Here is a 26,064-nt window from a genome sequence, read left to right on the forward strand (position 1 = left end):
GCGACATACCCTCGCGGCCTGCGGCCGCTTCGGGTAGGGGCCGCTCAGGCGACTGAACTGCACGCGAGCCCGCCTCGCCCGTTCAGTCCGCCAGGAAACCACGACCGCACAACACCACACCGCAGACAGCCACACGCCTCCCCAACCGATTGCGATGCTCGCAGGCTGCGCTTCTCATCCCTCGCACGACTCCGTCGCGCGCATGAAAGCGCGCGACAGCGCGCGCCACGGCAGTCGGTCGATTCCCGGAAGTCACAGACTCGCCAGATTCTGCCGGAGTTTGATGGTCGCGGTCATCAGGGCGGTGGCGGTCATGATGAGGAAGACGACCTGGACGTGGATGACGACCGCGCGGTCGAGGCCGGCGACGGTCGCCAGGTCGGCGGCGGGGACCAGCGCCGCGAAGGCCATGACGGGCAGGAGATGGCGCAGCAGCGAGTCGATCATCGTGCCCCGGACCATCGCCTCGGCGGTCTGCCGGCGGCCGAACCAGAACCCGTAGCCGGCGATTGCGAGCGCGCCGACGCCCTGCAGGGCAAGCAGCGGGCGGACGAGGCCGGCGACGGCGACGCCGAAGACGACGGCGGCGACGACGCCGACGAAGGCGATTTCGAGGAGGCGACGACCGGTGAACCCGCCCGACCGGTCCGCCGCATCGGTCGAGAGCGCGGCGTTGAAGTGGATCTCGCGGGCAGCGAGCGCGAGCAGGAGGACGACGGCGAGCATGACGCCGTTCTTGTACGGTGTCCGGATCGAGGAGACGATTTCGAGGACGCCGACCAGCCCGTAGAGGGCGGCGACGACGCCGACCGACAGCAGGTACTCCCAGAGGACGCGCTGGCCGGCGGGCCCGGACGCGCGGACGTTGAGGTAGGCGTAGGCCCCGAAGCGGACGGCGACGACCGCGAGGAGGACGAGGCCGACGAAGGCGATGAACGTCAGGTTCGGGTTGTCGGCAACCAGATAGAGGCCGAAGGTCAACTCATCCGCCATCGGCGTCGATCCCCTCCAGTGCGCGGCGGACGTGCGTCACGGTCTCGTAGCGGGTGAGCTTCCGGGTCGCCATGGCTTTGCGGACCACCCGGTCGAGGGCGGCAGGCAGGTCCGGATCCACCTCGCTCGGGACCGGCGTTCGATCCGAGCAGACGCCGGTCTCCACCTCGTCGGGGCGACCGACGAAGGGCGTCTCGCCGGTGACGAGGCGGTAGAGGAGCGCCCCGAGGGCGTACACGTCGGTCACGTTGTCGACGCGGCCGAAGCGCCCGTCGTAGTGCTCGGGCGCCGCGTATCGCGGGTCGACGAACGCGCCCAAACCCTGAAATTCCGCGTAGACGCGGGCGAGGCCGAAGGCCGTCACCTGCGGGCGCCGGCGCTCGGACTCGGCGAGAACGGCGTCCGGGTAGGCGACGGTCAGCGGGTCGAGCGCCCCGTGGACCACGCCGTGCTGGTGGGCGTGCGCGAGCGCGTCGGCGACGTCGATCGCGTTCGCGACAGCTTCTGCCGGTTCAAGCGCGTCGCGGTCGGCCACTGTCGCGTCCGCGTGTTCGACCGCAGCCCACGGCCGGGGCCGCAGGCCCCAGTCGCGGACCGCCAGCATCGTGTCGCGGTCGGCGACACCGGCCCAGGCTTCGAGCGCGTCGCCGAGCGCGCGGGCGAACGCCTTGCCGTCACCCTCGGGGATGCCGAACACGATCACCGAAAGCGGGAGTTCCTCGCCGTCAATCGCTCCGACTGCGCGGTAGCGGCGGCCGAACCGGCCCCGGTGACCGGTCGAACGGATGCGCATCTCTTCGAAGCGACTTCCGTCGATCACGGCGGACAACCGGTCCTCGACCACCGACAGGTCGCCGCGCGTCGGGTCGCGTCCATCTGTGTCGTGATTCCGCGAGGACGGTGTTCCCGTATCGGTCTCCTCGTCCCCATTTCGCCCGGAGTACGGTTCGTCGCCGCCGCTTGCGGCCCCTACTCGATCGCCTCCGGACGGGCTTTCGGTCCGGTGGTTCCTATGCGTTTCACGAGAGTCCGAGCGGTACCGGCGCAGCCGCTGGTACGCTTCGTCCGGCAGGTCGCTGGCGACCGCGTCAGGGTATCGCGCGGCGAGGTACTCGAGCGCGTGCGGGATCTCGGCCGGCGAGTCGCCGTCGAGGCGGTCGAGCAATCCCCGGACGACCGGTTCCAGCAGGTCGGGCGAGGAATCGACGGCGAGACAGAGTGCGAGCGACGCCCGGAGTCGGCGCTGGCGGTCGTCCGTGCCGAGCGAGTCCAGCAGGTACGGGAGTCGGTCGCGCCCGCGCTCGGGGTCGGCGACGACCGCGAGCAGCGGGTCGTGTTCGCGTCCGTCGGCCGCGTCTCTGTCCGCTGTCATCGTCGGGCTCGCCGCGTCGGCCGTTCCTCGCGACGTATCCCGGATATCTTCTGGATACCCCGTAAAGACTGTTTGGGTCCTGTCGCGAGAGCGACGAGTGTGGCGGTCGCCGCAGTCGGCGGGAGCCTTATCCCCGCGCCGGCGCACGTCCGTGATATGTCCGTCCAGATGCGCGCTCGCTGGAACCGGTCAGTCGTGCCGGCCGCGCCGGCTGCGTCGGCCGCGCCGACCGCGCGAGCCCCCTGCCGGCGGTGGTCCCGATGCTGACGAAGGCCCTGGAGTCCGTGAAAGTCTTCGCCGACAACAAACCCTCCCTCGGCGACATCGCACGCGGTCGTCGCCGCCGGTTCGACGACGTCGAGTGCGTCCTCCCCTCCCGGGTCGTCACCGACGAACCGCTGTCGGCGACGGTGTCGGTCTGGGACGAGTACCTCCGCCTCCTCCCGGAGTACGACGGCGCGTTCACGATCGAGAGCACCGACCCCGACGCGATCCACCCCGACCGGCTCGACTTCGACCTCACCGACGAGGCCATCGCCGAACAGGAGGGGATCGCTTTCGAGACGCCCGGCGTCCAGTACCTCGTCCTCACCGACGAGGAAGGGCGGCGGTTCACCAGCAACCCCGTCCAGGTGTCCGAGTCCGAACCCGAGTACCGCCTGTACTGGGGCGATATCCACCTGCACTCGCAGTTCTCCGACGGCGCCGGGTCGATGAGCAAGGGCTTCGAGTTCGGCCGGGACGTGATGGATCTCGACGTCGTCGCCTACACCGACCACGACACGATGGGCTTTTTCATCCCGCCCAAGCTCCAGCGCCGCCGGATGCACAACGAGTACTTCGAGGACATGAAGACCGTCACGAGCCACTACCACGACCCCGGCGAGTTCGTGACGCTGTTCGGCTACGAGTGGACGAAACAGCCGAACATGGGCGGCCACATCAACGTCTACTTCGACGGCGTCGACGAGGCGGAGCTGTTCGACTCCCTCGACACCGAGACGAACCGCTACGAGAAGCTCTTCCGCCGGCTGCAGGAGTGGCGCGAGGAGAGCGAGGGCGACGTCCTCGCCATCCCGCACCACCCCGCGGAAGCGATGTACCCCTTCGACTTCTCGAACGTGGACTACGACGACGACATCGCGCCGCTGGTCGAGGTGTACTCCCAGTGGGGATCCAGCGAGATGCCGGCCGCCGAAGACAACCCCAAGCCCGTCCAGATGGGCCAGGGCGAGATGGGCGACCCGGGCCACTACGTGCAGGACGCCCACGAACTCGGCTACCGCGTCGGCATGATGGGCTCGTCGGACTTCCACGCGCCTCGGCCCGGCCGCTCGCACATCCACCTGCCGCCGCATCTCCCCTCGCTGTCGGACATCTGGGAGGACGGCGTCGGCTGGGGCCACATCTGGCGCATCTGGGACGAGGGCAGCTATCCCGGCGGACTGACGGGGTTCTACGCCTCCGACCTCTCCCGCGAGAGCGTCTTCGAGAGCCTGCGCTCGCGGCGCGTCTACGCGACCAGCCAGCCCAACCGGACGCTCGTCGACTTTTCCGTCGACGGAGTCGCGGTCGGCGAGAACGACAGCACTGTCGTCGCCGACGGCGGCCGCACCGTCGAGTGGCTGGTCGCCGGGACCGCGCCAATCGAGCGCGTCACGGTCGTCAAGAACAACGAGAACTGGCACGTCGTCGAGGGCACGGCCGACGAGTCGGCGTCGCTCGACGCGTTCACCCAGGACGGGGAAATCGTCGACGACGAGCCAGTTAGGGGGATGGCGTGGGACGGCGAACGCGGCAGCGACGCCGACGTCTACTACCTGCGAGTCGAACAGGCCGACGGCGGCATGGCGTGGGCCGGCCCCGTCTGGGCCGAACCCGACAACTGAGGACCCCCTCGCTTTTCTGCGGCGTCTCGCGGGATCCGGACTCGCGACTGGGACTATCAGGACTGAGAACCGCGCACGAACGCTTTACACGGAGTATTCCTCTGTACCGGACATGACATCGGATGATCCCTCGCTGCTGCCCGGGGTGGTCAGGCGGTCGTACGCCGCTCGCCTCGGGCTGGCGCTCGCGGTCGCGGTGGTGGTGATGGTCGGATTCGGGGCCGTCATCAGCACGCAGGCCTCCGCGACGCTGCAGGACGACGTGGAACGGGACCTGCAGACGCTCTCGGAGACCCGGACGGGCGAACTCGATTCGTGGCTCGGCAACGTCCAGCGCGAAGCCGTCCTCACCGCTCGCCTGGAGTCGGTCCGGTCGGGCGACGGCGACGCGGTCGACCGCGAACTGACCGGACTCGTCGACTCGGGAGCCGTCCCGCCGGACGTAGTGGCGATCCACTACCTCGACACCGAGTCGATGACGTTCACCGAGAGCACCGACGACCGATTCGAGGGGGTGAGTCCGGCCGAACAGGGCGCGCCCTTCGCGACCGACCCGCCGTCGTTCGACGGTTCCAGCGACACGTACGTCTCGGAGCCGTTCACGGTGCCGGCCGCCGATCACCCCGTCGTCGCCGTCGTGACACCGGTACCCGACGCCGAGGACCGCGCGCTCGTGTTCATGACGGACATCGCGGCCCGGTCGGAGGCCCTCGCCGGCGGGAACGACGACACCTCGACCGTCGTCGTTAACGCCGCGGGCGACTACGTCGCCCACCCGAACGCGAGCAAGATCCTGACCGCCCACGAGAGCGACGGGATGGACCTCTCGATGGTGGGGACGGGCGAGGCCACCTTCATGGACCACGGGGAGACGCTCATGGCGAGCACGCGCATGGAGACCAAAGACTGGGTCGTGATGATCCACTCGCCGAAATCGACGGCCTACGCCCTGGGGGCGCAGATCAACTCCGACCTCGTGGGGCTGGTCCTGCTGGCGATCATCAACCTCGGGCTCGTCGGCGTGACCATCGGGAGCAACACCGTCATCTCGCTGCGCCGCGTCTCCGAGCGGGCGCAGGCGATGGCCGACGGCGACCTCGAAGTCGACCTCGCGACAACCCGGGAGGACGAGATCGGGACGCTCTACCGGTCGTTCCAGGACATGCGCGACTCGATCCGCGAGAAGATGGCCGAGGCCGAATCGGCCCGCGAGGACGCCGAGGAGGCCAGGAAGCAGGCCGAACGCGAGGCCGCCGAGATGGAGTCGATGACGACCCACCTCGAAGCGAAGGCCGCGGAGTACGGCGACGTGCTCGCGGCCGTGGCGGACGGCGACCTCACGCGGAGGGCCGACCCCGAGAGCGACAACGACTCGATGCAGTCGGTCGGTCGGAGCATCAACGAAGCGCTCGACGCGCTGGAGCAGACGATCGACCGGATGAAATCGTTCGCGGGGGACGTCTCCGCGGCCAGCGAGCAGGTCGGCACCAACGCCGAGCGGGTCGACCGCGCGAGCGAGCAGGTGACGGCGTCGATCTCGGAGATCTTCGACGGGACTACCGAACAGTCCGACCGGCTGGAGGACGCGGCCGGTGAGATGGAGAACCTCTCGGCGACCGCCCAGCAGGTCGCTTCCTCGGCCCAGCAGGTCGCCACGACGTCCGAGCAGGCCGCCGATGTCGGGGAAGGCGGTCGCGAGGCCGCCCAGCGCGCCATCGCGGAGATGAGCGCCATCGAGGACGAGACCGAGGAGACGGTCAGGGCGATCAACGATCTGGACGACGAACTCGACGAGATCGGTCACATCGTGAGCGTCATCACCGAGATCGTCGAGCAGACGAACATGCTGGCGCTCAACGCCTCGATCGAGGCGGCCCACGCCGACGGCGACGGCGCCGGCTTCGCGGTCGTCGCCGACGAGATCAAGGGGCTCGCCGAGGAGACCAAGGAGGCCGCCGGCGACATCGAGAGCCGGATCGAAGGGATCCAGTCGCAGGCGAGCGAGACGGTCGATCGGATGGAGTCGACCAGCGAGCGCGTCACCGACGGCGTCTCGACGGTCGAGGAGGCCGTCGACGCGCTGGAGACCATCGTCGAGTACACCGAGGAGGTCGACACCGGCATTCAGGAGATCGACCACGCGACCGAGGAGCAAGCGCGGACGGCACAGGAGGTCATGGAGACGATCGACGAGCTGACGGCGATCAGCCAGGAGACCGCGACCGAGGCCGACACGGTGGCCGGGGCGGCCGACGACCAGTCCCACTCCATCGACGAGGTCGCGACCTCGGCGCGGGACCTGCGCGAGCGGGCGGAAGAACTGGAGACGGAACTGTCGCGCTTCGAGACGCGAGCGGGCGTCGAGGGCGCGGGATCGACGGCGACCGCGGCGACGGACGACTGACCATGCTCGGACTCACAACCTGGTTCACCATCGGTACGCTCGGAATGGTCGTCGGGACGGCCATGCTGGCCTACGGCCTGCGGTTCGTCCCGTCGGAACGACGACGACAGCTCGGCCTCGCGGCGGTCGTGCCCGCCATCGCCGCCGTGGCGTACGCGGTCATGGCCCTCGGGTTCGGCGGGCTCTCCACCGGGAAGGAGGCGACCGTCTTCGTCCCGCGGTACCTCGACTGGCTGCTCACGACCCCGGTCCACGTCGCCATCATCGCGCTCGTGGTCGGTGCGTCGACGAAACTGATCGCCCGCCTCGTGACCCTGCAGGCGCTGACCATCGTCTTCGGGTTCGTCGGCGCGACGCTCGGGTCGCCGCTGAACTGGGTGCTGTACCTCGCCGGGAGCGTCTGCTTCGCCGGCGTCGTCTACCTCCTGTTCACCGAGGGGGACCGCCTCGCCGACGAGAGCGCCGACGACGTGGCCGCGCTGTTCAGGAAGCTGCGGTCGTTCGTCGTCGTCCTGTGGCTGGTCTACCCCGTCATCTGGGTACTCGCGCCGGCGGGTATCGGCGTCATGGACGTCGAGACGGCGGCGCTCGTGGTCACCTACATCGACGTGGTGGCGAAAGTCGGCTTCGGCCTCATCCTCATCAACGACTTCGCCAGCATGGTCGCGGCGAGCGACGACGTCGCCGACGTGGACGCGTCCATCGGCGACGGCCCGAACGCCGCGGACTGACCCGGCCGGATTCTGGTTTTCGTCGCGACGATTCGAACACCGCTCGCGAGTCCTCCCCGTAGCTCCCGCTCACCGGTCGGTGCGCGAAAAATGGAGTCGACGGCCCGAGGCCGTCAGTGTCGGACGAACGGTGCCGATGACCGGCGGCGGGCGCCGATCAGTGGATGCCCATCGCTTCGATCTGTTCCTGATAGCGGTTCCGGATGGTGACCTCTGTCACCTGTGCGACGTCGGCGACCTCGCGCTGGGTCTTCTTCTCGTTGCAGAGCAGCGACGCGGCGTAGATGGCGGCCGCGGCGTAGCCGGTGGGGGACTTGCCCGAGAGCAGCCCCTTTTCGGCGGTGACGTCGATGATCTCGTTGGCCTTCGCCTGGACTTCCTCGCTGAGTTCGAGCTCGGAGACGAACCGGGGGACGTACTGCTTGGGGTCGACCGGCTCCATCTTGAGGCTGAGTTCCTGGGCCACGTAGCGATAGGTGCGGCCGATCTCCTTCTGCTCGACGCGGGAGACCTCCGAGACTTCTTCGAGGCTGCGCGGGATGTCTTCCTGACGGCAGGCGGCGTAGAGACAGGCGGTGGCGACGCCCTCGATGGACCGGCCGCGGATGAGGTCCTCGTCGAGCGCGCGGCGGTAGATGACGGAAGCGACCTCCCGTACCGACCGGGGAACGCCCAGCGCGGAGGCCATCCGGTCGATCTCCGAGAGCGCGAACTGGAGGTTGCGCTCGCCGGCGTCTTTGGTCCGGATGCGCTCCTGCCACTTGCGCAGCCGGTGCATCTGGGACCGCTTCTCGGAGGACAGCGAACGCCCGTAGGCGTCCTTGTCCTTCCAGTCGATCTGGGTGGTCAGCCCCTTGTCGTGCATCGTCTGGGTGGTCGGCGCGCCCACCCGCGATTTCTCCTGTCGCTCGCTGTGGTTGAACGCCCGCCACTCGGGCCCGCGGTCGATGTTCCCCTCGTCGATGATGAGTCCGCAGTCCTCGCAGACTACCTCGCCCCCGTCCGCACTCGTGACGAGCGCGGACGACTCGCATTCGGGGCACTGCTGATTTTCGGCCTGTTCGTCCGCTTGTTCCTCCTCTTTCTCCCGGGACTCCACGCGCTCGCGCTGGCGGCTCGGCCGTTCCATTGTTCTTATATAGACAAATTTTGGGGACATATAAACCCTTCGCCCGACTTCCGTCGTATGTCAGACGACACGACGGCACCAAACGCACATATTCGGGGCAACGGCGGGTGAAAGCGTCGGATCGCCGGGTGCGGGGAGACAGGGGACACGCGTCTGACATACGGATGACGACGACGTTCCCCCGGGGAGCGCGCCCTGGACGTATTGTCGGTTCGATAGGACGCGAGTGCCGAGAGTCCGGCGATCACGGCCGCGCCGGCCCGCGCGCGGCGCCGGGGAACAACGCTTAATCGGGTCGGCGCTCGCATGGGGTGTATGGACGTTGCCGTACTGGGCGCGGGCGCGACGGGCCGGGGAATCGCGCAGTGCTGTGCCGCCGCGGGCCACGGCGTGACCCTCCACGACGACGACGCGAACGTCGTCATGGACGGGATCGACGCGGTCGAGGCAGGGCTGGACGACGCCGTGACCGCGGGCGCCCTCGATGCCGGCGCCCGCGACGACGCGGTCGAGCGCATCGAAGCGACGACGGGACTGGACGGCGCCGTCGCCGACGCGGACATCGTCGTCGAGGCGACCGACGCCGACCGGGGGACCCGCCAGAAGCGCTTCGCCGACGTGGAGGAGCGCATCGGCGAGGAGACGCTCATCGCCACCAGCGGCGCCGGGGTGTCGGTCACCGCCGTCGCGGCCGGGCTCAGGAACCCCGGTCGCGCGGTCGGCCTGCACTTCGTCGACCCGCCGGAGACGCCGCTGGTCGAGATCGTCGTCGCCGAGCAGACGACAGAGCCCACCCGCGAGGCGGCAGTCTCCTTCGTCGACGGGCTCGGCCGGGAGTCCATCGTCGTCCGGGACACGCCGGGCTTCGCCGCCACCCGACTGGGGATGGCGCTCGCGGTCGAGGCGATGCAGATGATCGACGAGCGGGCCGCCGGCGTCGAGGCGGTCGACCGCGCGATGACCGCGGGCCACGACCACCCGGTCGGGCCGCTCGCCGCCGCCGACGAGCGCGGTCTGGACGTGACGCTCGACGCGCTGGAGCACCTTGCGGCGACCCTTGGCGAGCGGTTCACCCCGCCTCCGGTGTTGCGGGAGAAGGTGACCGCCGGAAACCTCGGGCGCAAGACCGGCGAGGGGTTCTACGTCTGGGAGAGCGGCGAGCCAGTCGAGCCGGCCGAACCGGACCCGCGGCCCGACCTGCGCTCAGAGAGCCCAGTCGACCCCGAAGACGACGCCGACGGCGGATGAGCGACCGAGAGGGCGGCCGGGAACGGAGCCGGTCGGCCCAGTCTGCCGACGAGGAGAGCCCGGACATGGGCGACCTGTTCGACGACCTCGAAGCGCTGGCGGACTCGGTCGACTCCCACGAGGAGCGCGAGCAGGTCCGGGAGACGATGCGGACGGCGATGGAGGTACAGGAGACGCCCGTGTTCGGCCGCGTCGTGTTCGGATTCGACCGCAGCGACGCCGCGGAGGCGCTGCTCGGGTCGCTGCTGTTCGGCATCCCGATGTTCGTCGAAGGCGGCACCGAGGAGGTCGCGAGGTTCATCCTGCACAATCCGCCGTATTTCGTCCTCACGAACGCGCTGACGGTCGCGCTCATAATCGGTATCCTCTACGTGGCCGACTTTCAGGACGTGCGAGTCCACAACCCGCTCTTCGGGTTCATCCCGCGGAAGTTCGCTGGCGTGCTCGCCATCCCGCTGGTCACCGCAGTCGTCGTGATGACCGCCTGGGGCCGCGTCGACTGGGCGAACCCCGAACTGGCGGTCTGCCAGATCAGCGTCGCGCTCGTTCCGATGGCCATCGGCGCCGCGCTGGGCGACCTGCTGCCCGGGTGACGGCGGCGAGTCGACCCGCCGTCTCAGTGCTCGACGAACTCGATCAGGATACCGCCGGTCGACTCGGGGTGGAGGAACGCGACCTCGTGGCCCCACGCGCCCGGCCGCGGCTCCTCGTCGATGAGGTCGACACCGGCGGCGCGGGCCCGGTCGAGCGCGTCGCCGATGTCGTCGGTCCGGAGCGCGAGGTGGTGGACGCCCGCGCCGCGGCTGTCGAGGTAGTTCGGGATCGGTCCCTCGGCGTCGGCGGTCGGTTCGAGCAGTTCGAGATACCCGTTACCGAGGTCGAGGAACGCGACCCGTAGCTCTCCGAACTGTTCCTCGTGGGCGACGGAGGCGCCGAGGACGCCCCCGTACAGGTCGATGAGTGCGTCGCGGTCGTCGGTCGCGATGCCCGCGTGGTCGAACTCCATGGCGGCGCTTGGCCCGTCGAGGGCTTAATCCCGGCGTCGACCGGTGAGACGTCGTTCAGCGTAGCGTGCGAACCAAATACTGTCATTTATATCGGATGTCTCCAATTTGGGTGGAACCGTGGTGAATACAGGGCGTACATCGGCCAGGCGCCAACAACTCGATCGTCGACTGTCACAGTTATCGTTGCAGAGAGCGTAGCAGAAGGCATGTCAAAGGGAATGGCGCCGTCTGCGGGCGCCGTGACGGTTCAGGGAACCGTCGCACCCGGGTTCGAACCCGTCCGCGAAGTGTTCGCGGAGAACTTCCGCGACCGCGACGAACTGGGGTCGGCCGTCGCCGTCTACTACCGCGGCGAACTCGTCGTCGACCTCTGGGGTGGCTACCGGGACACCGACCGCGAGCACCCGTGGGAGGTCGAGACGATGGTCCTCGTGGCATCGGCGACGAAGGGGATGACGGCAGCGGCCATTGCCGTCGCGCTCTCGCGGGGGCTGTTCGCGCTCGACGACCGCATCGCCGACCACTGGCCGGCGTTCGCCCAGCACGGGAAGGGTGAGGTCACGGTCCGACAGTTGCTGAGTCATCAGGCGGGACTCGCGACGCTTGACGAGCGCCTACCGCCCGAGCAAATCGCCGACACGGAGTTCCTCTCCGCCCTGCTCGCGAGTGAGGAACTCGACTGGGAGCCCGGCACCCGCCAGGGCTACCACGCGTTCACGCTGGGCTGGTACGCGAGCGAGCTGCTCCGGCATACCGACGGACGGACACTTGGCCAGTTCTTCGCCGATGAGGTGGCCGGGCCGCTCGGCCTCGAGTTTTACGTCGGACTTCCCCCGGAGATTCCGGCCGATCGCGTTGCCGACCTCGATGCGTTCGGGAAGTTGGATATGCTCCGGAACCTCCGGACGCTGTCGCCCCGCTTCGTCCTGTCGTTTTTCAACCCGTGGTCCGTGACGAGTCGAGCACTGAACGTGCTCGCCACCAGCCAGCCGAGCGACCTCAACAGTCCGTCCTTCCGCGCGGTCGAGATCCCTTCGGCCAACGGCATCGGGACGGCCCGCTCGATGGCGCGACTGTACGGTGACCTGGCGACGGGCGGCGAAGCGCTTGGTCTCGACGAGGCCGTGTTCGCGGAATTGACCGCACCCCCGGTGCCGCCGTCAGGTAACCGGAGGGATGTCGTTATCGGCAAAGAGACGGCGTACGCGATGGGGTACTCGAAACCGTCGCCCGACTTCCGGTTCGGAACTTCCGACGCCGCGTTCGGCACGCCGGGGGCAGGCGGGTCGTTCGGGTTCGCGGACCCCGACGCGGAACTGGGCTTTGCTTACACTCCGAACAGGCTGGGTCTCCACCTGAAGGACGACCCCCGGGAGGTTGCTCTCAGGGACGCCGTCTACGAGTGTATCGAACAACGGGGCCCCGAGACGGCATCTGGACGTCCCTGACGCTGTTTTCTAACCAACTACGAGAGGGCCGCGACTTCACCTCTCGGACTGATGCCTGTCACGACCGTCGCGGTAATCGCCCTCGTCGGAATCTCCGCCAACTCCGACTCGCTCGTCGTCGACTCGACCGGATTGCTGTCACCGGCGTGCTTCTCGTCTGACTCGTGATGGTCGCGGGCGGGTTGCCAAATAGACACTCTGTATTCAGCACGCCGTTCCTGACAGGTATCTGGGGGTTCGATCGCTGCTACGTGAACCACTTGGCCGTTACTGAACGCTACCAGCCGCGAGTATCTGCGCTCCTAGCCGTGTGACGGGAGATTTACCCGGACCGAGTCCGTCTATCCGACCATGACTCCCGAGGAACTCCGCGCCGATATCCCCGCGCTGGACGAGGCGATATATCTGAACACCGGCGCCGGCGGGCCGAGCCCCCGCCGCGTCGTCGAGGCGACCGAGGCCGCACTGGAGTACCACGAGTACGAGGCGCCCGCCGGCGCCGGCACCTACGGCGCGCTGTTCGACGCACTCGACGAGACGCGCGAGGCCGTGGCCGACCACGTCGGCGTCGCGCCGGAATCGATCGCCCTCACCCAGAGCACCACCGACGGCATCGGCCGCATCGCCGCCGCGATGGACTGGGAACCCGGCGACGTCGTCGTCCGCACCGATCAGGAGCACTCCGCCGGCATCCTGCCGTGGGACCGCCTGCGCGAGACCGCCGGCATCGAAGTGCGCGTCGTCGAAGCGAGCGGCGGGAGCGTCGATCGCGACGAGTGGCGCAAGGCGGTCGGTGACGCGAAACTCGCCGTATTCAGTTCACTGTGCTGGACCGACGGGTGTCGTCTCCCCGTCGCTGAGCTGACCGACATCGCCCGCGAGGCCGGCGCTCGCGTGCTGGTCGACGCCGTCCAGTCAGTCGGCCAGCGCCCGGTCGACTTCGAGGCGTGGGGCGCCGACGCCGTCGCCGCCGCCGGGCACAAGTGGCTGCTCGCGCCAACCGGGACCGGCTTCCTCCACGTCACCGACGAGTTCGCCCGCTCGCTCGAACCCGCGCAGGTCGGCTACATGGGCGTCGAAGACCCGGAGGCCCACCCGAGCGAACTCAAGCCCGACGCCCGCCGGTTCGAAGTCGGCAGCGTCTCCCCGGTCCCCTACGCGGGTCTGCGCGAGGGCATCGCGACCATCGAGGATGTCGGTCACGACGTCATCACGGACCGAATCGAGCGGCTGACCGACCGGCTGAAGGAGGGCCTCGGCGACCGGCTCGTCTCCGCCGAATCCTACGAGTCGGGCCTCGTCTCGTTCACGGACGACGACCCCGTCGCGACCGCCGAGCGACTCGCCGAGGACGGGATCCGGGTGCGCGACATCCCGCCGACGGGGACGGTCCGCGCGTCCGTCCACGTCTTCAACACCGCCGAGGACGTCGACGCCCTGCTCGACGCGCTCTGAATTTCCGGAGTGGCGCACGCTGGCGCGCGTCTCGTCTCGCGACAGCATCGTGCGAGGGATGAGAGAGCGACCGCAGGGAGCGAGCGAATCGGTTGGAGAGGCGTGTGGCTGTCTGCGGTGCTGTGCGGTTCTGCTGTCCCTGGCGTCCTCGTGAGCGAAGCGAACGAGGGCTCAGGAGAGCTTGCTCTCCTGGTGGACTGAAAGGGCGAGGCGGGCTCGCATTTATGCAGTCGCCTGCGCGGGCACTATCCGCGCGGGCGGTGCGGAGAGCGCGGATATCCCGCCTCAGCGACCGCGAGCGAGCCGAGGGCTTTCATCGCTTACTGATTCCCGCGGTAGTGGATACTACTCCTTGCGAGCGAGCCGAGGGCTTTCAACTTCCAGTGTACCCTGCGGTAGTGGATCCATCTAGAGAGCCCGCCGAAGACACCCAGCACCCAATCACCCAAAATCACGGACTTGAGTGGATTAATTACACGCCCGGAAGGACAGAGGAGGCATGGAAGAGTACGCCTACGTCGTCAACGTCGACGGGGTCCTCCAACGAGACGGAGAATACCTGCTGATCGAACGCGGCGCCGAGGAAGAACACGCGTCGGGAATCCTCGGACTTCCGGGCGGCAAACTGGAAGCACCGCCCGGGACCGACGACGCAATCGAGGCCACGGCGCGCCGCGAGATCGCCGAGGAAGTCGGGATCGAAGTGGGCGAGGTCCGGTACGTCTGCAGCGGCACCTTCGAGGCGGACACCGGCGAGCAGTGTCTCAATATCGTCACGCTGTGCGAGTACGAGGGCGGCGAGGCCAGCCCGCAGGACCTCGACGAGGTCGCGGCGGTCCACTGGCTCACCGAAGCGGAACTCCGCGAGCACCCGGACGTGCCCTCGTTCACCGAGACGTACGTCGAACGGGCGGCCGCGGTCCGCGGCGCGGAGTGACTGGCCCCTTCACCATTCAGAGCCGGTCGCGCTCGACGCGCAGGCGCTGTAGTTCGTCGACGGCGAGCCACCCGCCCCAGCACGCGAACGCGAGCGAGCCGACGAGTTCGGGGATGGCGATACCCGGCGGGAACCACGGGAACAGCGCCCACCAGACCCACGCGACGACGTGCAGGACGCCGGCGAGGACCAGCACGAGCCCGCGGACCGGTCGACCGGCCGCGTAGTCGCCGGCACCCCAGAGGAAGACGCCCAGCGTGAGACAGACGAAGAATGGGATAGCGACGACGCCGTGCAGTGGGTGTGGCAGTGCGAACACGCCGACGAGCGCCATGAATCCCATCGCGAGCAGGCCGAACAGCGCGCCGGCGGCGCGGATGGGGTGATCTACGCTGGCGAGCACGGAGGCGACGAAGCCGAGGCCGAGCGCGCCGCCGACGAGGAGGGCGCCGTTGAAGATGGGCGCCGTCGCGACGCCGCGGGCACCGAGATCCGAGAGGGCGTAGTAGAACGGCGAGAACCACGGCGCGGCGGCCATCGCGAAGACGACGCCGCCGAACGCGACGATGACGGCGACGATGCCGACCGAGGGCGGGACCAGCGACCGGGCGGGATCGTACTGCGACCGGGACGGGGACTCGGACTGGGACACACCGCGAGTTGCACCCGCCCGGCGCAAAAATCACGGGGATGGAAGCAGGGAGACTCTCTCTCGCGATTCCGTCCCAGCCGTTCCGCAGCACCGCTCACAGCGCTCTGGCCCTCGAAGCACTCACAGCGCCGCGCCGGGCTGGTACTCGCCGAAGACCTCGCGGAGTTCGTCGCAGATTTCGCCCGTCGTGGCGTATGCCTTGACGGCGTCGACGATGTACGGTAGCAGGTTCTCGTCGCCGCGGGCGGCCTCACCCAGGGCGTCGAGCGCCTCCGCGACTTCCTCGTCGTCGCGCTCCTCGCGCACCGACTCCAGCCGCTCGATCTGCGCCTGTTCCTGCTCCTCGGAGACCTCCTCGACGTCGGCGTCCTGGGCGTCCTCCTCGACGGTGTACTCGTTGACGCCGACGATGACTCGATCGCCGGAGTCGATCTCCTCCTGGCGCTCGTAGGCGACGTCCTGGATCTGCCGCTGGACCCACCCGCTCTCGATGGCCGCGCGCATGCCGCCGCGGGCGTCGACCTCGTCGAGGATCTCGCGGGCCTCGGCCCCGACCTCGTCGGTGAGCGACTCGACGTAGTAGCTGCCGCCGAGCGGGTCGGCGGTGTCGGCGGCGCCCGACTCGTGGGCGAGGATCTGCTGGGTCCGCAGGGCGGTTCGGACGGACTTCTCGGTGGGGAGCGACAGCGCCTCGTCTTTCCCGTTGGTGTGGAGGCTCTGCGTGCCGCCCAGCACTGCCGCCAGCGCCTGGTAGGCGACCCGGACGACGTTGTTTTCGATCTGCTGGGCGGTCAGCGTCGACCCGGCCGTCTGGGTGTGAAACTTCAGCTGTTTGGACGCCGGATTCTCGGTGCCGAAGCGCTCCTCCATGATCGCCGCCCACATCCGGCGAGCGGCGCGGAACTTCGCGACTTCTTCGAGGATGTTGTTGTACGAGGCGAAAAAGAAGGAGAGCTGCGGGGCGAACTCGTCGACGTCCAGTCCGGCGTCCTGTGCGGCCTCGACGTACTCGATGCCGTCGGCGAGGGTGAAGGCGATCTCCTGGGCGGCGGTCGAGCCGGCCTCGCGGATGTGATAGCCCGAGATGGAGATGGTGTTGAACTTCGGCACCTCCGCTGCGCAGTACTCGAAGATGTCCGTGATGATCCGCATCGACGGCTCGGGCGGGTAGATGTAGGTGTTGCGGGCGATGTACTCCTTGAGCACGTCGTTCTGGATAGTCCCGCGGAGCTCCTCGCGCGGGACGCCCTGCTGGTCGCCGATGGCGATGTACATCGCGAGCAGCACACTTGCAGGAGCGTTGATCGTCATCGAGGTCGAGACCTCGTCCAGCGGGATGCCGTCGAAGACAGTCTCCATGTCCCGCAGGGAGTCGATGGCGACGCCGGCCTTCCCGACCTCGCCGGCAGCCATCCCCGCGTCGGAGTCGTAGCCCATCTGCGTCGGCAGGTCGAACGCCATCGAGAGGCCGGTCTGGCCCTCGTCCATGAGGTAGTGGAAGCGCTCGTTTGTCTCGGTCGCGGTGCCCATCCCGGCGTACTGGCGCATCGTCCACAATCGGCCGCGGTACATCGTCGAGTAGACGCCGCGGGTGTAGGGCTCCTCGCCGGGGAATCCCAGGTCCTCCTCGTAGTCGAGGTCGGCCACGTCCGCGGGCGTGTAGATGGGGGCCACTTCCTGTCCTTCGGTGTCGGTCAGGAACCGCTCCTCGCGCTCCCCGAAGCGGTCGACGGTCGGCCCCCGGGTTTCCTCCTCCCACTCCTCGCGGGCCTCCCGGATGGCCGCGAGGTCGTCGGGGTCGAACATACGTGGGATGTTCGCACGGCGACCCTTAACCGTTGGCGGCGGTCCCGTTATCACGCCCGGGGTTCAACCACCACTCGACATGCCGGAGCCAGCCATCGAACACACCGCCCTCCGCTACGCCGTGAGCCTGACCGCAGTCCTCGCGGTCGTTCTGGTCGGCATCGCCGTCCTGTTCGCGCTCCCGGAGTCGATCCCCCTCCGCGAGTCGGTCGTCTGGGCCGTCACGCTCGCCACGGCGACGGTCGCCATCGAGGCCATGGGCCGCATCGAAACCGGCGAGTCACCGATCCGGAAGCGACTCCAGCGGCTCGCGTAACCGGCCGCGACAGGACGACCCGGTGGCAGCGCTACAGCGCGCCGCCGTCCGTGCCGTCGCCGGTCTGGTTACCGTCGGTCTGATTGCCGTCGGTCTGGTCACCTCCGGGCGTGGTTTCGCCCCCGGCGTCCCCGCTTGTCTCGTTACCAGTCGAACTCCCGCCCGTTTCGTTGCCGGAAGAACCTCCGCCACTGGATCCGCCGGTCCCGTTGCCGGCGGAGTCGCCCTCGCTGCTCTCGCCGTCCTCGGAAGTCACGACGAAGTCGTGGTCGGAGATGGGGGTCCCGTAGATGGTCTCGCCGACGAGTCTGGCGGCGAAGTCGTCGGGGTCGAACCCGGCGTCGTCCGCGGGGAAGCGCACGAGGAGGTCGGCGTCGCCGTCCCCGTCGGCGTCTTCGACGCTGCCGGCGTCGACCGCCCGGGCGCCGTCGCCCTCGTCGACCACTCGCGGCGGACCGAACCGCAGGGTCCCCACGTCGACTGCCGCCGGATCGAAGCCGTCGGTGTGCTCGATACAGACCTCGACCTCGCCGCCGTCCGAGTACGGGACGGTCGCGGGCCACTCCTCGTCGGGTTCGATATCGATGGTGATCTCCGGTGATTCGCGGGTGAACACGGTGACCGTCCCCGTCGCCGACGATTCGGAGTCGGCCTCCGTGTCGGTCCCGCTCACGCCGCCTTCGCTCGCCTCCGTCCCCCGCTGCCCGCCGACCGCGATCCGGTGCCCGTCGCCGTCGGCCGCGACCGCCCGACCGAACCGCGACACAGAACCGGTGTCGGTCGGTCCGAGGCGGCTGGTGTGATACCAGCCGTCCTCGCCGGTCGCGAAGACGAGAGCGCCGCCGGCCGGTGTCGACCCGTCGCCGCTCTGGACATCCTCCGTTTCACCGTCCTCGGTCCCGCCGTCGTCCGATCCCGCCGAGTCGCCGGCGACGGCACCGACGACGGCGCAGTCGCCGTCGAGCGCGAGCGACGCGTCCGTCCCGAAGCGCTCGCCGGTCGTTCCACCGTCCACCGACAGCGCCTGGACGGCGGCCAGCGACACGCCGCCGTACACCCCCGCGTAGCCGACCGCGCCGCTCTGGGCGTTCGAGTCGTCGCCGTTGCCATCGCTCGACGACTGCGGTGCCTGCGGCGCACAGAGCACGCTGTCGGTCCCGTTGGTCGCGACGGCCTGACCGAACGCCGTGGCGGTGTCCCCCGAGTTCTCGGCGGTCCTGACGTGGCCCCACGGGTCGTCGGTGAACGCAGCGACGCCACCCGCGCCGTCGTTCAGGCCCGGCGCCCCGACGACAGCCGTCGAGCCGTCGGCCGCCATCGCGACCGACGCACCGGCCATGTCGCCGGCCGAGCCCTCCGGTAGCTCCAGTTTCGTCGTCCGGGTCCACGAAGTGTCGCCGTCGCTCTCCTCGGTGCGGTCGAAAACGTAGGCCGCGCCCGCTCTCGCGGGGTCCGCGTCGTCGGCGGGCGCGCCGGCGACGACCCGCTCGCCGGCGGCGTCGACGGCGACGGCCCTGCCGAGGCGGTCCCGGTTGGTCGCCTCGTCCCCCGCCGTGAGTTTCGCCGCGTGGTTCCACGCGCCGGCCTCGCGGACGAAGACCGAGACCGCGCCGCACTGTCCGGCGAGCGCGTCCTCGCCGGGGGCGCCGACGACGATGGTCTCACCGGCGGCGTCGACGGCGACCGACGCGCCGACGTAGTCGAGTTCCGCGCTGTAGACCGGATCGAGGACCGTCTCCCGGCTCCAGCCGTTCTCTCCGGCGGTGTACACCGACACGCCGCCGGTGGGGACGTCCCCGTCCTGTCGCGTCGAGTCACCGACGACGAGCGTCTCGCCCGCGGCGTCGAACGCGAGCGCGCTCCCGAACGAGTGGCTTGCGCCCTCGGCGTCGAGGGTGATCGTCGTCCAGTCGGACGGAGGGGCGTGGTCGGCGCGGGCGCCGCCGGAGGTGAAGCCGAGCACGGTGCCGCCGAGGGCGGCGGCGGCCGCTCCCCGGAGGACGGTGCGTCTGGAGACCGCGTGGTCGCCGTCGGTCGCCGACTGTCGATCGTCCGGACCGTCGGACGCGGAGTTACCCGTGTGCATGGGTTGCTGTCCGGACCCTCACCGCATTCCCGCATTGTAATAGACCGCTTACACCGCTCTACCCACCGAATATCGGAACGCTGTGATACCGCGATATCGCGACAGAAACGCCTGCTTCCGCGCCGATCCGACCTCAGGAAATCCGATTCCAGCCCGTGCGCCAGTGGATCGGCAGCGGTCGTTACTCGGACGGGGAGCTCGGACGCCGTCAGTCGTCCGAGCCGACGGCGACGCTGACGCTGTCGCCGTCGAGGCCCTCCGCTTCCGCCGTGATCTCGAGCGGGCCGCCCTCGCGGTCGGCCTGTACCACGGCGATACAGGTGCCGTGGTAGGCCGAGCGCGACTCGGCGACGTAGGGTTCGTTGCTGTCGAGGTCACCGTTGTCGACGCCGACGATCTCGCCGGCGCCCGAAGCCGAGAAGGTCACTTCGTGGTCAGCGCGCGGGACGCGGACGCCCTCGTCGTCGGTGACGGTCGCCTCGACGTACACGAGGTCGCGGCCGTCGGCGACGATGGTCTCGCGGTCGGCGTCGAGTTCGACCCGCGCGGGCTCGCCCGCGGTCTCCAGTTCGTGCTCGGCGACGACCTCGCCGTCTTCCTTCGCCACTGCTCGCACCTCCCCCGGCTCGTAGGGGACGTACCACTCGATCATCCGGTCGGAGGTGTCCGCGAGGTCGCGCTCGCCCATCCACTCGCCGTTGCGGTACAGCTCGACGGTCTCGGCGTTCGTGAAGGTGACGAGGTGGACGAAATCGCGGGAGCCGTCGCGGTCGGGGAACGTCCAGTGCTCGGAGACGGCGGGCCAGCTCCAGTTGGGGCGGCCGGCTGGCCGCTCGCGATCCGGGTCGAACGCGGCGATCTGGACCATCGGCTCGTCGGACCAGACGCTCTCGTGGAAGCCCGTCTCGGGCTTGGGCTCGCCGGTCGTGTCGATCAGGCCGGTCGCCCAGCCCTTGTTCGGCCACTCGCGGGACTCGCCGAGGTAGTCGATCCCCGACCAGATGAATTGGCCGGCGACGAAGTCGTTGTCGGCGACGCCGAACCACGGGTTCTCGGCGATGAAGCCGATGTCCTCGTCCTCGCCGCCGAGGAAAAAGGGCTTGGCCTCGGAGCTGATGATCGGTTTCTCCAGGCCCGCGTCGCGGAAGTCCTCGAACCACTGCTCCTGGTAGTTACACGAGAGGACGTCGACGTGCTCGCCGATGTCTTCGAGCTGGGCGACCATGCCAGCGGTGTCGCCGCCCCACGGCGCCGCGCCGTAGGTGACCGGCCGCGTCGGGTCCATCTCGCTGGTTGCCTCGGTGAGCATCGCCAGATCGTCGAGCATCGACTCGGCGCCCTGGTCGTAGGACTCGTTGCCGACGCTCCAGCAGACGATCGACGGGTGGTTGCGGTCGCGGTCGATCATCGCCGCCAGGTCGCGGCGCCACCACTCGTCGAACCACTCGTCGGCGCCCTCGTGGCGCCACTTGTCGAAGGCCTCGTCGATGACGAGAAAGCCCATCCGGTCGCACAGATCCAGCAGTTCGGGCTGGGGCGGGTTGTGGCTCATCCGGATGGCGTTGCAGCCGATGTCCTGCAGGGTCTCGAGGCGGCGTTCGAGGGCGCGCTCGGGCACCGCGGCGCCGAGACAGCCGGCGTCGTGGTGGAGGTTGACCCCCTTCATCGTCACCGGCTCGCCGTTGAGGTAGAAGCCCTGGTCGCTGGTCCACTCGAAGGTGCGGATGCCGAACGGCGTCACGTAGTCGTCGACGGGTTCGCCGTCGCGGTAGACGACGCTGCGGACGAAGTGGCGGGTCGGGTCCTCCAGCGTCCAGCGGTCGGGGTCGGCGATCGAGAGGCGCTGCTCGAACTCGTGGGCCTCGCCGCTCTCGACGGTGGCCGTGCTCCCGGCGGTCGCCACGATCTCGCCGTCTTCGTCGACGATGTCGGTCTCCAGCGCGCAGTCGGCGGCGTCGCCCTCGGCGTTCTCGATCTCGGTGAGCACCTGCACCTCGGCGCGGCGGCCGTTGGCGGCCGTCGTGCGCACGTCGGTCCCGAAGGGCGTGATAGCGACCGCGTCGGTCTCGATGAGATACGCGTTGCGGTAGATGCCCGAGCCCGTGTACCAGCGGCTGTGGGGGTACCCGTCGTTGTCGACGCGGACCGCGAGCGTCTCGCCGCCGGAGACGCCGAACTCGGCGAGGTCGTAGGTGACCGTCGAGTAGCCGTACGGTCGGTGGCCGACGTGTTCGCCGTCGACGTACACGTCGAAGTTGCGGTAGACGCCGTCGAGCCGGAGCGTCGGGTCGCCTTCGATGTCCTCGGGCAGTTCCCGGCGGTACCACCCGACTCCGCCGGGCGCGAAGCCCTGCTGCTGGTCGCCGGGATTGTCCGGGTCCCACGGCCCCTCGATGCTCCAGTCGTGGGGAACTTCGACGGCCTCCCAGTCGCCGTCGTCGAGCGTGGGGTCCTCGCCACCGTCGACGTCGCCGCGGTGGAACCGCCAGCCGGTCTCCAGTCGGCGAGTGCGTCGGTGCTCCTCGGCGGGGCCTGCTTCGGAAGTCATACGCTCGCATCTCACAGGGCCATCAATTAGTTTACGACTTCCAGCGGCGTCGCCGTCTTCGAGCGGCCGTTCACGCCACGAGCGCGTCGAGTCGGTCGACGAAGCGTCTCACCGCACGGCGCCGTCGGCGCGCGGCGAGGCGTTCGACAAACGGCAGGGGGACTCGCGTCGTCACGTCGGCCTGCACGTCGACGCGCGTCCCGTCGCCGTCGGGCGTGAACGCGACGGTCGTCTCGGCCCGGAGGAGCGGGTCTCCCTCGGGGATCCGGCGGTAGACGAACCCGTCGGGGCGGTCCTCGAAGACGAACCGCGGTGCGAGAATGCGGCCGTTCGGCCAGACGGTCACGACGGTCCGACCGTCCTCCGCCGAGACGTCGAGAACTTGGAACTCGCCTTCGGCCTCGACGACCCGTTCCGGCGTGAGTCGATACGCGACGGTCTTCGGCGGGGCGGAGACGGTCCGAGAGAGGGCGGCAGCGCGCATGGGCGGAGTCGACGCCCCGGCACCAAAACTGTTCGCCCGCTGTCAGCAGTTACCGGTCAGTACAGAGAGTGACCGAGAGGTTCGAGCAAACTCCCTCACGGAGGCGGGGCCCGACCTCCACACTTCTATTTCATACACAAAATGTTATATATCTGTCTTTACCACCAATTCATATATGAGTGAATTGGATCGGGACGAGGAGTTTATTAGGGACAAAGAAGAGGATGAAGAGATTGAGCGAGCGATCGTCTATCTGATCAATTCCTTTCAGGAGTCTGGCGACAACCCGAAGCCAGTCATCCTCCACAGCATTCGGGTCGGAATGGAACTGTACGATCGAGGGTACGAAGAGCGTGTCGTTGTTGCTAGCATATTACACGATTTGATAGAGGACACAGCCGTCAAGAAAGAGGACATCGCGTCGGAGTTCGGGGAGGAAGTCTCTGACATCGTGGAGGCTACCAGTTTCGATAGCGAGATAGAGGACTATACGGAGCGATACAAGGATACGCTGAACCGCTGCTTCGAAATGGGGAGAGAACCGGTGCTCATCAAGGCTGCAGATACTCTCGACAACAGTAACTACTACCACAAGGGCGACTCGGAAGAACTACGACGGAATGTAATAGAGAAGATGGAATTCTTCATCGAGAACTCCGAACCGTACATCGGAGACGAACCAATCTATCGGGATCTAAAAGAGCAATATGACCTCGTGAGAGACCGAGTCGACGTGGAGACGGACTAGTACGGCCCCGTTGGATCGTTCGCCGAAGTCAGACAGCTGAGCTAACGCAGTGGTGTTTTGCCGCCGTCTACTGATGTATTGGACGTGGATCGTCGGGAGGAGAGCGGTGATCAGTTCGCACGACGAACTGAACACTGTCCTCTCAGTCCTCGTCGATGAGGTAGCGGAACGCCCGGAGCGTGTTGCGGCCGCTCTCGGTCAGCGAGACGCGCGTCGACCGGCCGACCGTTTCGAGGTCGACGTAGCCATTTTGATCCAGCGGGCCGAGGACGTGGCTGTCGAGCAGGCGGTACTCGCTCTTCCGGTTGGCGGCGTCGCGCTCGGCGATGAAGGGCAGGCTCGCCTCCTTGCCGAAGTCGATGAGGTCCCGCTTGCGCGTGCCGTCCTCGCGGTCGAGGTAGTCCATCACCGCGACGTGCTGGGGCTCGGGGCTTTCCATCGGGTACGTTGGGAGTTCGGTGATCTGGCGGATCCCTTCGGCAACGTCGCCGTCGGTCTGGGCGGCGTAGCGCTGCGCACGGACGTAGTAGGGCGTCGCGCCGGTCGCCATGCAGGCGATCATCCCGCCGATGGCCGTCACCTTCGACCCCGAGGCGAGGTTGACGTAGACCTCGTGGTCCGAAAAACGGGTCGCCAGTTCGGCGACGGTCCCGATGGAGTCGTAGAAGTCGAAGATGTCGCAGGGGACCGTCTCGTGGTCGATCCCCTCGTCGTCGAAGCGGTCGCGGACCGTCTCCGCGTAGGAGGGGTGGTCGGTGTCGTCCTCGTAGTGCAGGAGGACGACGCGGTCGGCGCGCAACCGGACCGCCGGCAGGACGATCCGGTCGTTCTCGTAGCCCACCGGGATCAGGTGGACGCGCTCGGCGACTTCCATACCCGCCCCTGCTCGGCCCTCCGGGAAAACGATTGTCCCGACACAGCCGACAGTGTCAGCGCGGCGGTCGTCACCGCGCTGACTATCTGATCGAGAACCGCCCGCAGTCCGCCGGTTATCTCCCGTGAAATCGCAACGCGGGCTTTTTGGTGGGCGCCGTCCTCAGTGCGGGGTATGCCGGTCATGGCGAGCGACGACTTCTCGGTCCACACCGACGAGTGCGACCGATTCGACGACGGAATGCCGATCTCGAACCTCCCCGACGAGGTCTCCTCCATCGAGGACCTCGACTGCGAGTGCTGGAGCGGGTTCGACTCGCTGGCCGAGATCGAGTGACGGTGCTGGCCCCCCTCGGTGTTCGCAACTGGAGGTAGGTTCGGACGCATAATAGCGAACCTATCGTCGAACCCGACGCGCCCTCACTCGACGTACTGGTTGTGTTGCTGTTCTGACCAGTCCTTCTCCACCGACAGACCGATACCGAGCGAAGATGATATAATTGTAAGAAGTACCCGATGGCTCGGCAGACGATCGGCCGCCGCGAGTATTTGACCATGGTAGGGGCCGGATCGATAGGGTCCGTAGCCGGGTGTGGACGACGTTCGGGGACGACCGAGAATCCCGGTACGAACGACATCGTGATCTGGGTTCGAGACACAGACGCCACCGCGACGATTACCGTCGAAAACGCTTCTACTGGGGAGACGCTTTTCGACGAAACCGACACGTTCTCCGAACTCCTCTATCCGGAAGACGGTCCGAACGCTCGATACGAGAACGTGTTCGGCACCGAGACGGTCAAGTTCACGTTCGACGTTCGAGGTGGACCGGAACAGCGACGGGAATTCGCTGACAGAGAGTTCACCGAGATCCACGTCGAGTATACGGGTTCGATCGAGTTCTCGGTCACTCAGGACAGAATGCCCAGTTCCTGACCGAACACCTGTCTCGAGCGGTGTTCGCACGGTGCCGGTAGGTTTTACTTCGCTGGCCGCAACGACCGAAGTCCATGCCCTCCGAGCACGTCAACCGCGAGACCGTCGAGCGGCGAATGGAGCGGTTACGCGACGACTACGGTGAGGTGACCGTCGAGGAGGTCGACGAGGAGGTTCCCCCGGACCGGTTCGAGCGATTGCGTGAGGGGTCGAGGAGCGGGTACATCGGCGGCGCGTACGCGTGGGTCGTTCGCGAACCCGAGCAGACGGCGGCGCTCACCGAATCGATGCCCGATGGTATCGAGGACGGTCGCCGGGTCCTGATGATCCTCGGCCGCGGCGCAACTCGCTGGGGGCTGGCGGGCGGCGGCCGCGAGGACGGCGAGACCTACGAGGAGGCCGCGGTCAGGGAGGTCCGCGAGGAGACGGGGATCGACTGTGAGATCACCGACTGCTTCCTGTTCCGCCGCTTTAGAACTGATTCCGCGGGCGATCACGACGAGCGGCTACACGCCCTCTACGTCTTCTTCGACGCCGCGTACGCCGGCGGACACATCGCCGTCCAGCCGGGCGAACTCAACGGCGCCGCGTGGTTCGCCGAACCCCCCGAACGGCTCCACCCCGCGAACGAGTTCCGCGCCGGCGAATTCTGGGACGACTACGAGGCCGACGACCCGCTCGGCGACTTCGAGTGGTAACCGGGACGGTCGTCGAAGACTCGTCTCGAGCGAGACGCTGTTCGAACCGCTCAATCTACCGTGCGTATCCGGTTCATGCGACAGATAGGACAGCAGACCGCCGTCTCCGTTCGGGGGACGACGAACTCGACCTCGCACGTCCTGCAGACGTACGTTTGCCCGCGTTCCTCGGTGATCTCCGTTATTTCTGCCATCGATCCGCCCTCGGCCCCGTTCTCCGGGACTCGCTCCACTGGTCTGTCATACTCCCACGTTCTTCTCCCTACGTCTCGACCGTATATGTCGCTTGTTACCGTATATTACG

24 protein-coding genes are annotated in these 26,064 nt (G+C 68.1%); 12 read left to right on the plus strand and 12 right to left on the minus strand.

Annotated features, from left to right (window positions below):
* Positions 1-252: 252 nt before the first annotated feature.
* Positions 253-993, minus strand: a complete 741-nt coding sequence (locus tag AB2U09_RS21915; RefSeq protein ID WP_459194877.1) for a hypothetical protein — start codon at positions 991-993, stop codon at positions 253-255.
* Positions 983-2,365: a protein kinase domain-containing protein gene (locus AB2U09_RS21920; RefSeq protein ID WP_459194878.1), complete on the minus strand. Its 1,383-nt coding sequence runs from the start codon at positions 2,363-2,365 to the stop codon at positions 983-985. The genes AB2U09_RS21915 and AB2U09_RS21920 overlap by 11 nt, the downstream gene beginning before the upstream one ends.
* A 260-nt stretch (positions 2,366-2,625) precedes the next feature.
* On the opposite strand from AB2U09_RS21920, the gene AB2U09_RS21925 reads away from it, so the two are divergent.
* The 3 genes from AB2U09_RS21925 (at position 2,626) to AB2U09_RS21935 (ending at position 7,389) form a co-directional block, all read left to right on the plus strand.
* Entirely contained in the window at positions 2,626-4,254 is a 1,629-nt protein-coding gene (locus tag AB2U09_RS21925; protein ID WP_459194879.1) for a DUF3604 domain-containing protein, read from the plus strand.
* A 112-nt stretch (positions 4,255-4,366) separates the two neighbouring features.
* Positions 4,367-6,658 carry a methyl-accepting chemotaxis protein gene (locus tag AB2U09_RS21930; protein WP_459194880.1) on the plus strand — a complete coding sequence of 764 codons (2,292 nt, stop codon included), beginning with the start codon at positions 4,367-4,369 and terminating at the stop codon, positions 6,656-6,658.
* A gap of 2 nt (positions 6,659-6,660) precedes the next feature.
* Positions 6,661-7,389, plus strand: coding sequence for a bacteriorhodopsin (locus tag AB2U09_RS21935; RefSeq protein ID WP_459194881.1), 729 nt, complete (start codon positions 6,661-6,663; stop codon positions 7,387-7,389).
* A 157-nt stretch (positions 7,390-7,546) separates the two neighbouring features.
* Here AB2U09_RS21935 and AB2U09_RS21940 read toward each other — a convergent pair whose 3' ends face one another.
* On the minus strand, positions 7,547-8,518 hold the full coding sequence (locus tag AB2U09_RS21940) for a transcription initiation factor IIB (protein WP_459194882.1): 972 nt from the start codon (positions 8,516-8,518) through the stop codon (positions 7,547-7,549).
* A gap of 315 nt (positions 8,519-8,833) precedes the next feature.
* Between AB2U09_RS21940 and AB2U09_RS21945 the strand changes: the two genes are divergently transcribed.
* Positions 8,834-9,766: a 3-hydroxyacyl-CoA dehydrogenase family protein gene (locus AB2U09_RS21945; protein ID WP_459194883.1), complete on the plus strand. Its 933-nt coding sequence runs from the start codon at positions 8,834-8,836 to the stop codon at positions 9,764-9,766.
* Positions 9,763-10,359, plus strand: coding sequence for a DUF2391 family protein (locus tag AB2U09_RS21950; RefSeq protein ID WP_459194884.1), 597 nt, complete (start codon positions 9,763-9,765; stop codon positions 10,357-10,359). Before AB2U09_RS21945 ends, AB2U09_RS21950 begins: the two co-directional genes overlap by 4 nt.
* A 23-nt stretch (positions 10,360-10,382) precedes the next feature.
* On the opposite strand, the gene mce is transcribed toward AB2U09_RS21950, so the two are convergent.
* Positions 10,383-10,772, minus strand: a complete 390-nt coding sequence (gene mce / locus AB2U09_RS21955) for a methylmalonyl-CoA epimerase (protein WP_459194885.1) — start codon at positions 10,770-10,772, stop codon at positions 10,383-10,385.
* A 207-nt stretch (positions 10,773-10,979) separates the two neighbouring features.
* On the opposite strand from mce, the gene AB2U09_RS21960 reads away from it, so the two are divergent.
* The 3 genes from AB2U09_RS21960 (at position 10,980) to AB2U09_RS21970 (ending at position 14,613) form a co-directional block, all read left to right on the plus strand.
* On the plus strand, positions 10,980-12,221 hold the full coding sequence (locus AB2U09_RS21960; RefSeq protein ID WP_459194886.1) for a serine hydrolase domain-containing protein: 1,242 nt from the start codon (positions 10,980-10,982) through the stop codon (positions 12,219-12,221).
* A 351-nt stretch (positions 12,222-12,572) separates the two neighbouring features.
* The gene (locus AB2U09_RS21965; RefSeq protein WP_459194887.1) at positions 12,573-13,676 is read left to right on the plus strand and encodes an aminotransferase class V-fold PLP-dependent enzyme; all 1,104 of its coding nucleotides are present in this window, start codon (positions 12,573-12,575) and stop codon (positions 13,674-13,676) included.
* 499 nt (positions 13,677-14,175) lie between these two features.
* Positions 14,176-14,613, plus strand: coding sequence for an NUDIX hydrolase (locus AB2U09_RS21970; protein WP_459194888.1), 438 nt, complete (start codon positions 14,176-14,178; stop codon positions 14,611-14,613).
* 16 nt (positions 14,614-14,629) lie between these two features.
* Here AB2U09_RS21970 and AB2U09_RS21975 read toward each other — a convergent pair whose 3' ends face one another.
* Positions 14,630-15,265: a DUF998 domain-containing protein gene (locus tag AB2U09_RS21975; protein ID WP_459194889.1), complete on the minus strand. Its 636-nt coding sequence runs from the start codon at positions 15,263-15,265 to the stop codon at positions 14,630-14,632.
* Positions 15,266-15,385: 120 nt separating this feature from the next.
* Complete coding sequence (locus AB2U09_RS21980) at positions 15,386-17,071, minus strand: acyl-CoA mutase large subunit family protein (RefSeq protein ID WP_459194890.1); 1,686 nt, start codon at positions 17,069-17,071, stop codon at positions 15,386-15,388.
* Between the two features lie 79 nt (positions 17,072-17,150).
* On the opposite strand from AB2U09_RS21980, the gene AB2U09_RS21985 reads away from it, so the two are divergent.
* Positions 17,151-17,387: a hypothetical protein gene (locus AB2U09_RS21985; protein ID WP_459194891.1), complete on the plus strand. Its 237-nt coding sequence runs from the start codon at positions 17,151-17,153 to the stop codon at positions 17,385-17,387.
* A gap of 31 nt (positions 17,388-17,418) precedes the next feature.
* Here the strand turns inward: AB2U09_RS21985 and AB2U09_RS21990 are convergent, their stop codons facing one another.
* The 3 genes from AB2U09_RS21990 to AB2U09_RS22000 form a co-directional block, all read right to left on the minus strand.
* Positions 17,419-19,473 (minus strand): FG-GAP repeat protein, encoded by a 2,055-nt coding sequence (locus AB2U09_RS21990; RefSeq protein WP_459194892.1) that lies wholly within the window; start codon positions 19,471-19,473, stop codon positions 17,419-17,421.
* A gap of 208 nt (positions 19,474-19,681) precedes the next feature.
* Positions 19,682-22,021, minus strand: a complete 2,340-nt coding sequence (locus tag AB2U09_RS21995; RefSeq protein ID WP_459194893.1) for a glycoside hydrolase family 2 TIM barrel-domain containing protein — start codon at positions 22,019-22,021, stop codon at positions 19,682-19,684.
* A gap of 70 nt (positions 22,022-22,091) precedes the next feature.
* Positions 22,092-22,505, minus strand: a complete 414-nt coding sequence (locus AB2U09_RS22000) for an SRPBCC family protein (RefSeq protein WP_459194894.1) — start codon at positions 22,503-22,505, stop codon at positions 22,092-22,094.
* 175 nt (positions 22,506-22,680) lie between these two features.
* Between AB2U09_RS22000 and AB2U09_RS22005 the strand changes: the two genes are divergently transcribed.
* Complete coding sequence (locus tag AB2U09_RS22005; RefSeq protein WP_459194895.1) at positions 22,681-23,253, plus strand: HD domain-containing protein; 573 nt, start codon at positions 22,681-22,683, stop codon at positions 23,251-23,253.
* A 142-nt stretch (positions 23,254-23,395) separates the two neighbouring features.
* Here the strand turns inward: AB2U09_RS22005 and AB2U09_RS22010 are convergent, their stop codons facing one another.
* Positions 23,396-24,127 carry an HFX_2341 family transcriptional regulator domain-containing protein gene (locus AB2U09_RS22010; RefSeq protein WP_459194896.1) on the minus strand — a complete coding sequence of 244 codons (732 nt, stop codon included), beginning with the start codon at positions 24,125-24,127 and terminating at the stop codon, positions 23,396-23,398.
* 174 nt (positions 24,128-24,301) lie between these two features.
* Here AB2U09_RS22010 and AB2U09_RS22015 point away from each other — a divergent pair, with 174 nt between their 5' ends.
* Complete coding sequence (locus tag AB2U09_RS22015) at positions 24,302-24,463, plus strand: hypothetical protein (protein ID WP_459194897.1); 162 nt, start codon at positions 24,302-24,304, stop codon at positions 24,461-24,463.
* A gap of 83 nt (positions 24,464-24,546) precedes the next feature.
* Here the strand turns inward: AB2U09_RS22015 and AB2U09_RS22020 are convergent, their stop codons facing one another.
* Positions 24,547-25,002, minus strand: coding sequence for a hypothetical protein (locus AB2U09_RS22020; protein WP_459194898.1), 456 nt, complete (start codon positions 25,000-25,002; stop codon positions 24,547-24,549).
* A 134-nt stretch (positions 25,003-25,136) separates the two neighbouring features.
* Here AB2U09_RS22020 and AB2U09_RS22025 point away from each other — a divergent pair, with 134 nt between their 5' ends.
* Complete coding sequence (locus tag AB2U09_RS22025) at positions 25,137-25,760, plus strand: NUDIX hydrolase (protein WP_459194899.1); 624 nt, start codon at positions 25,137-25,139, stop codon at positions 25,758-25,760.
* 50 nt (positions 25,761-25,810) lie between these two features.
* Here the strand turns inward: AB2U09_RS22025 and AB2U09_RS22030 are convergent, their stop codons facing one another.
* Positions 25,811-25,954: a hypothetical protein gene (locus tag AB2U09_RS22030; RefSeq protein ID WP_459194900.1), complete on the minus strand. Its 144-nt coding sequence runs from the start codon at positions 25,952-25,954 to the stop codon at positions 25,811-25,813.
* Between the last annotated feature and the right edge of the window lie 110 nt (positions 25,955-26,064).

The organism is Halosimplex yunnanense, assembly GCF_054504345.1.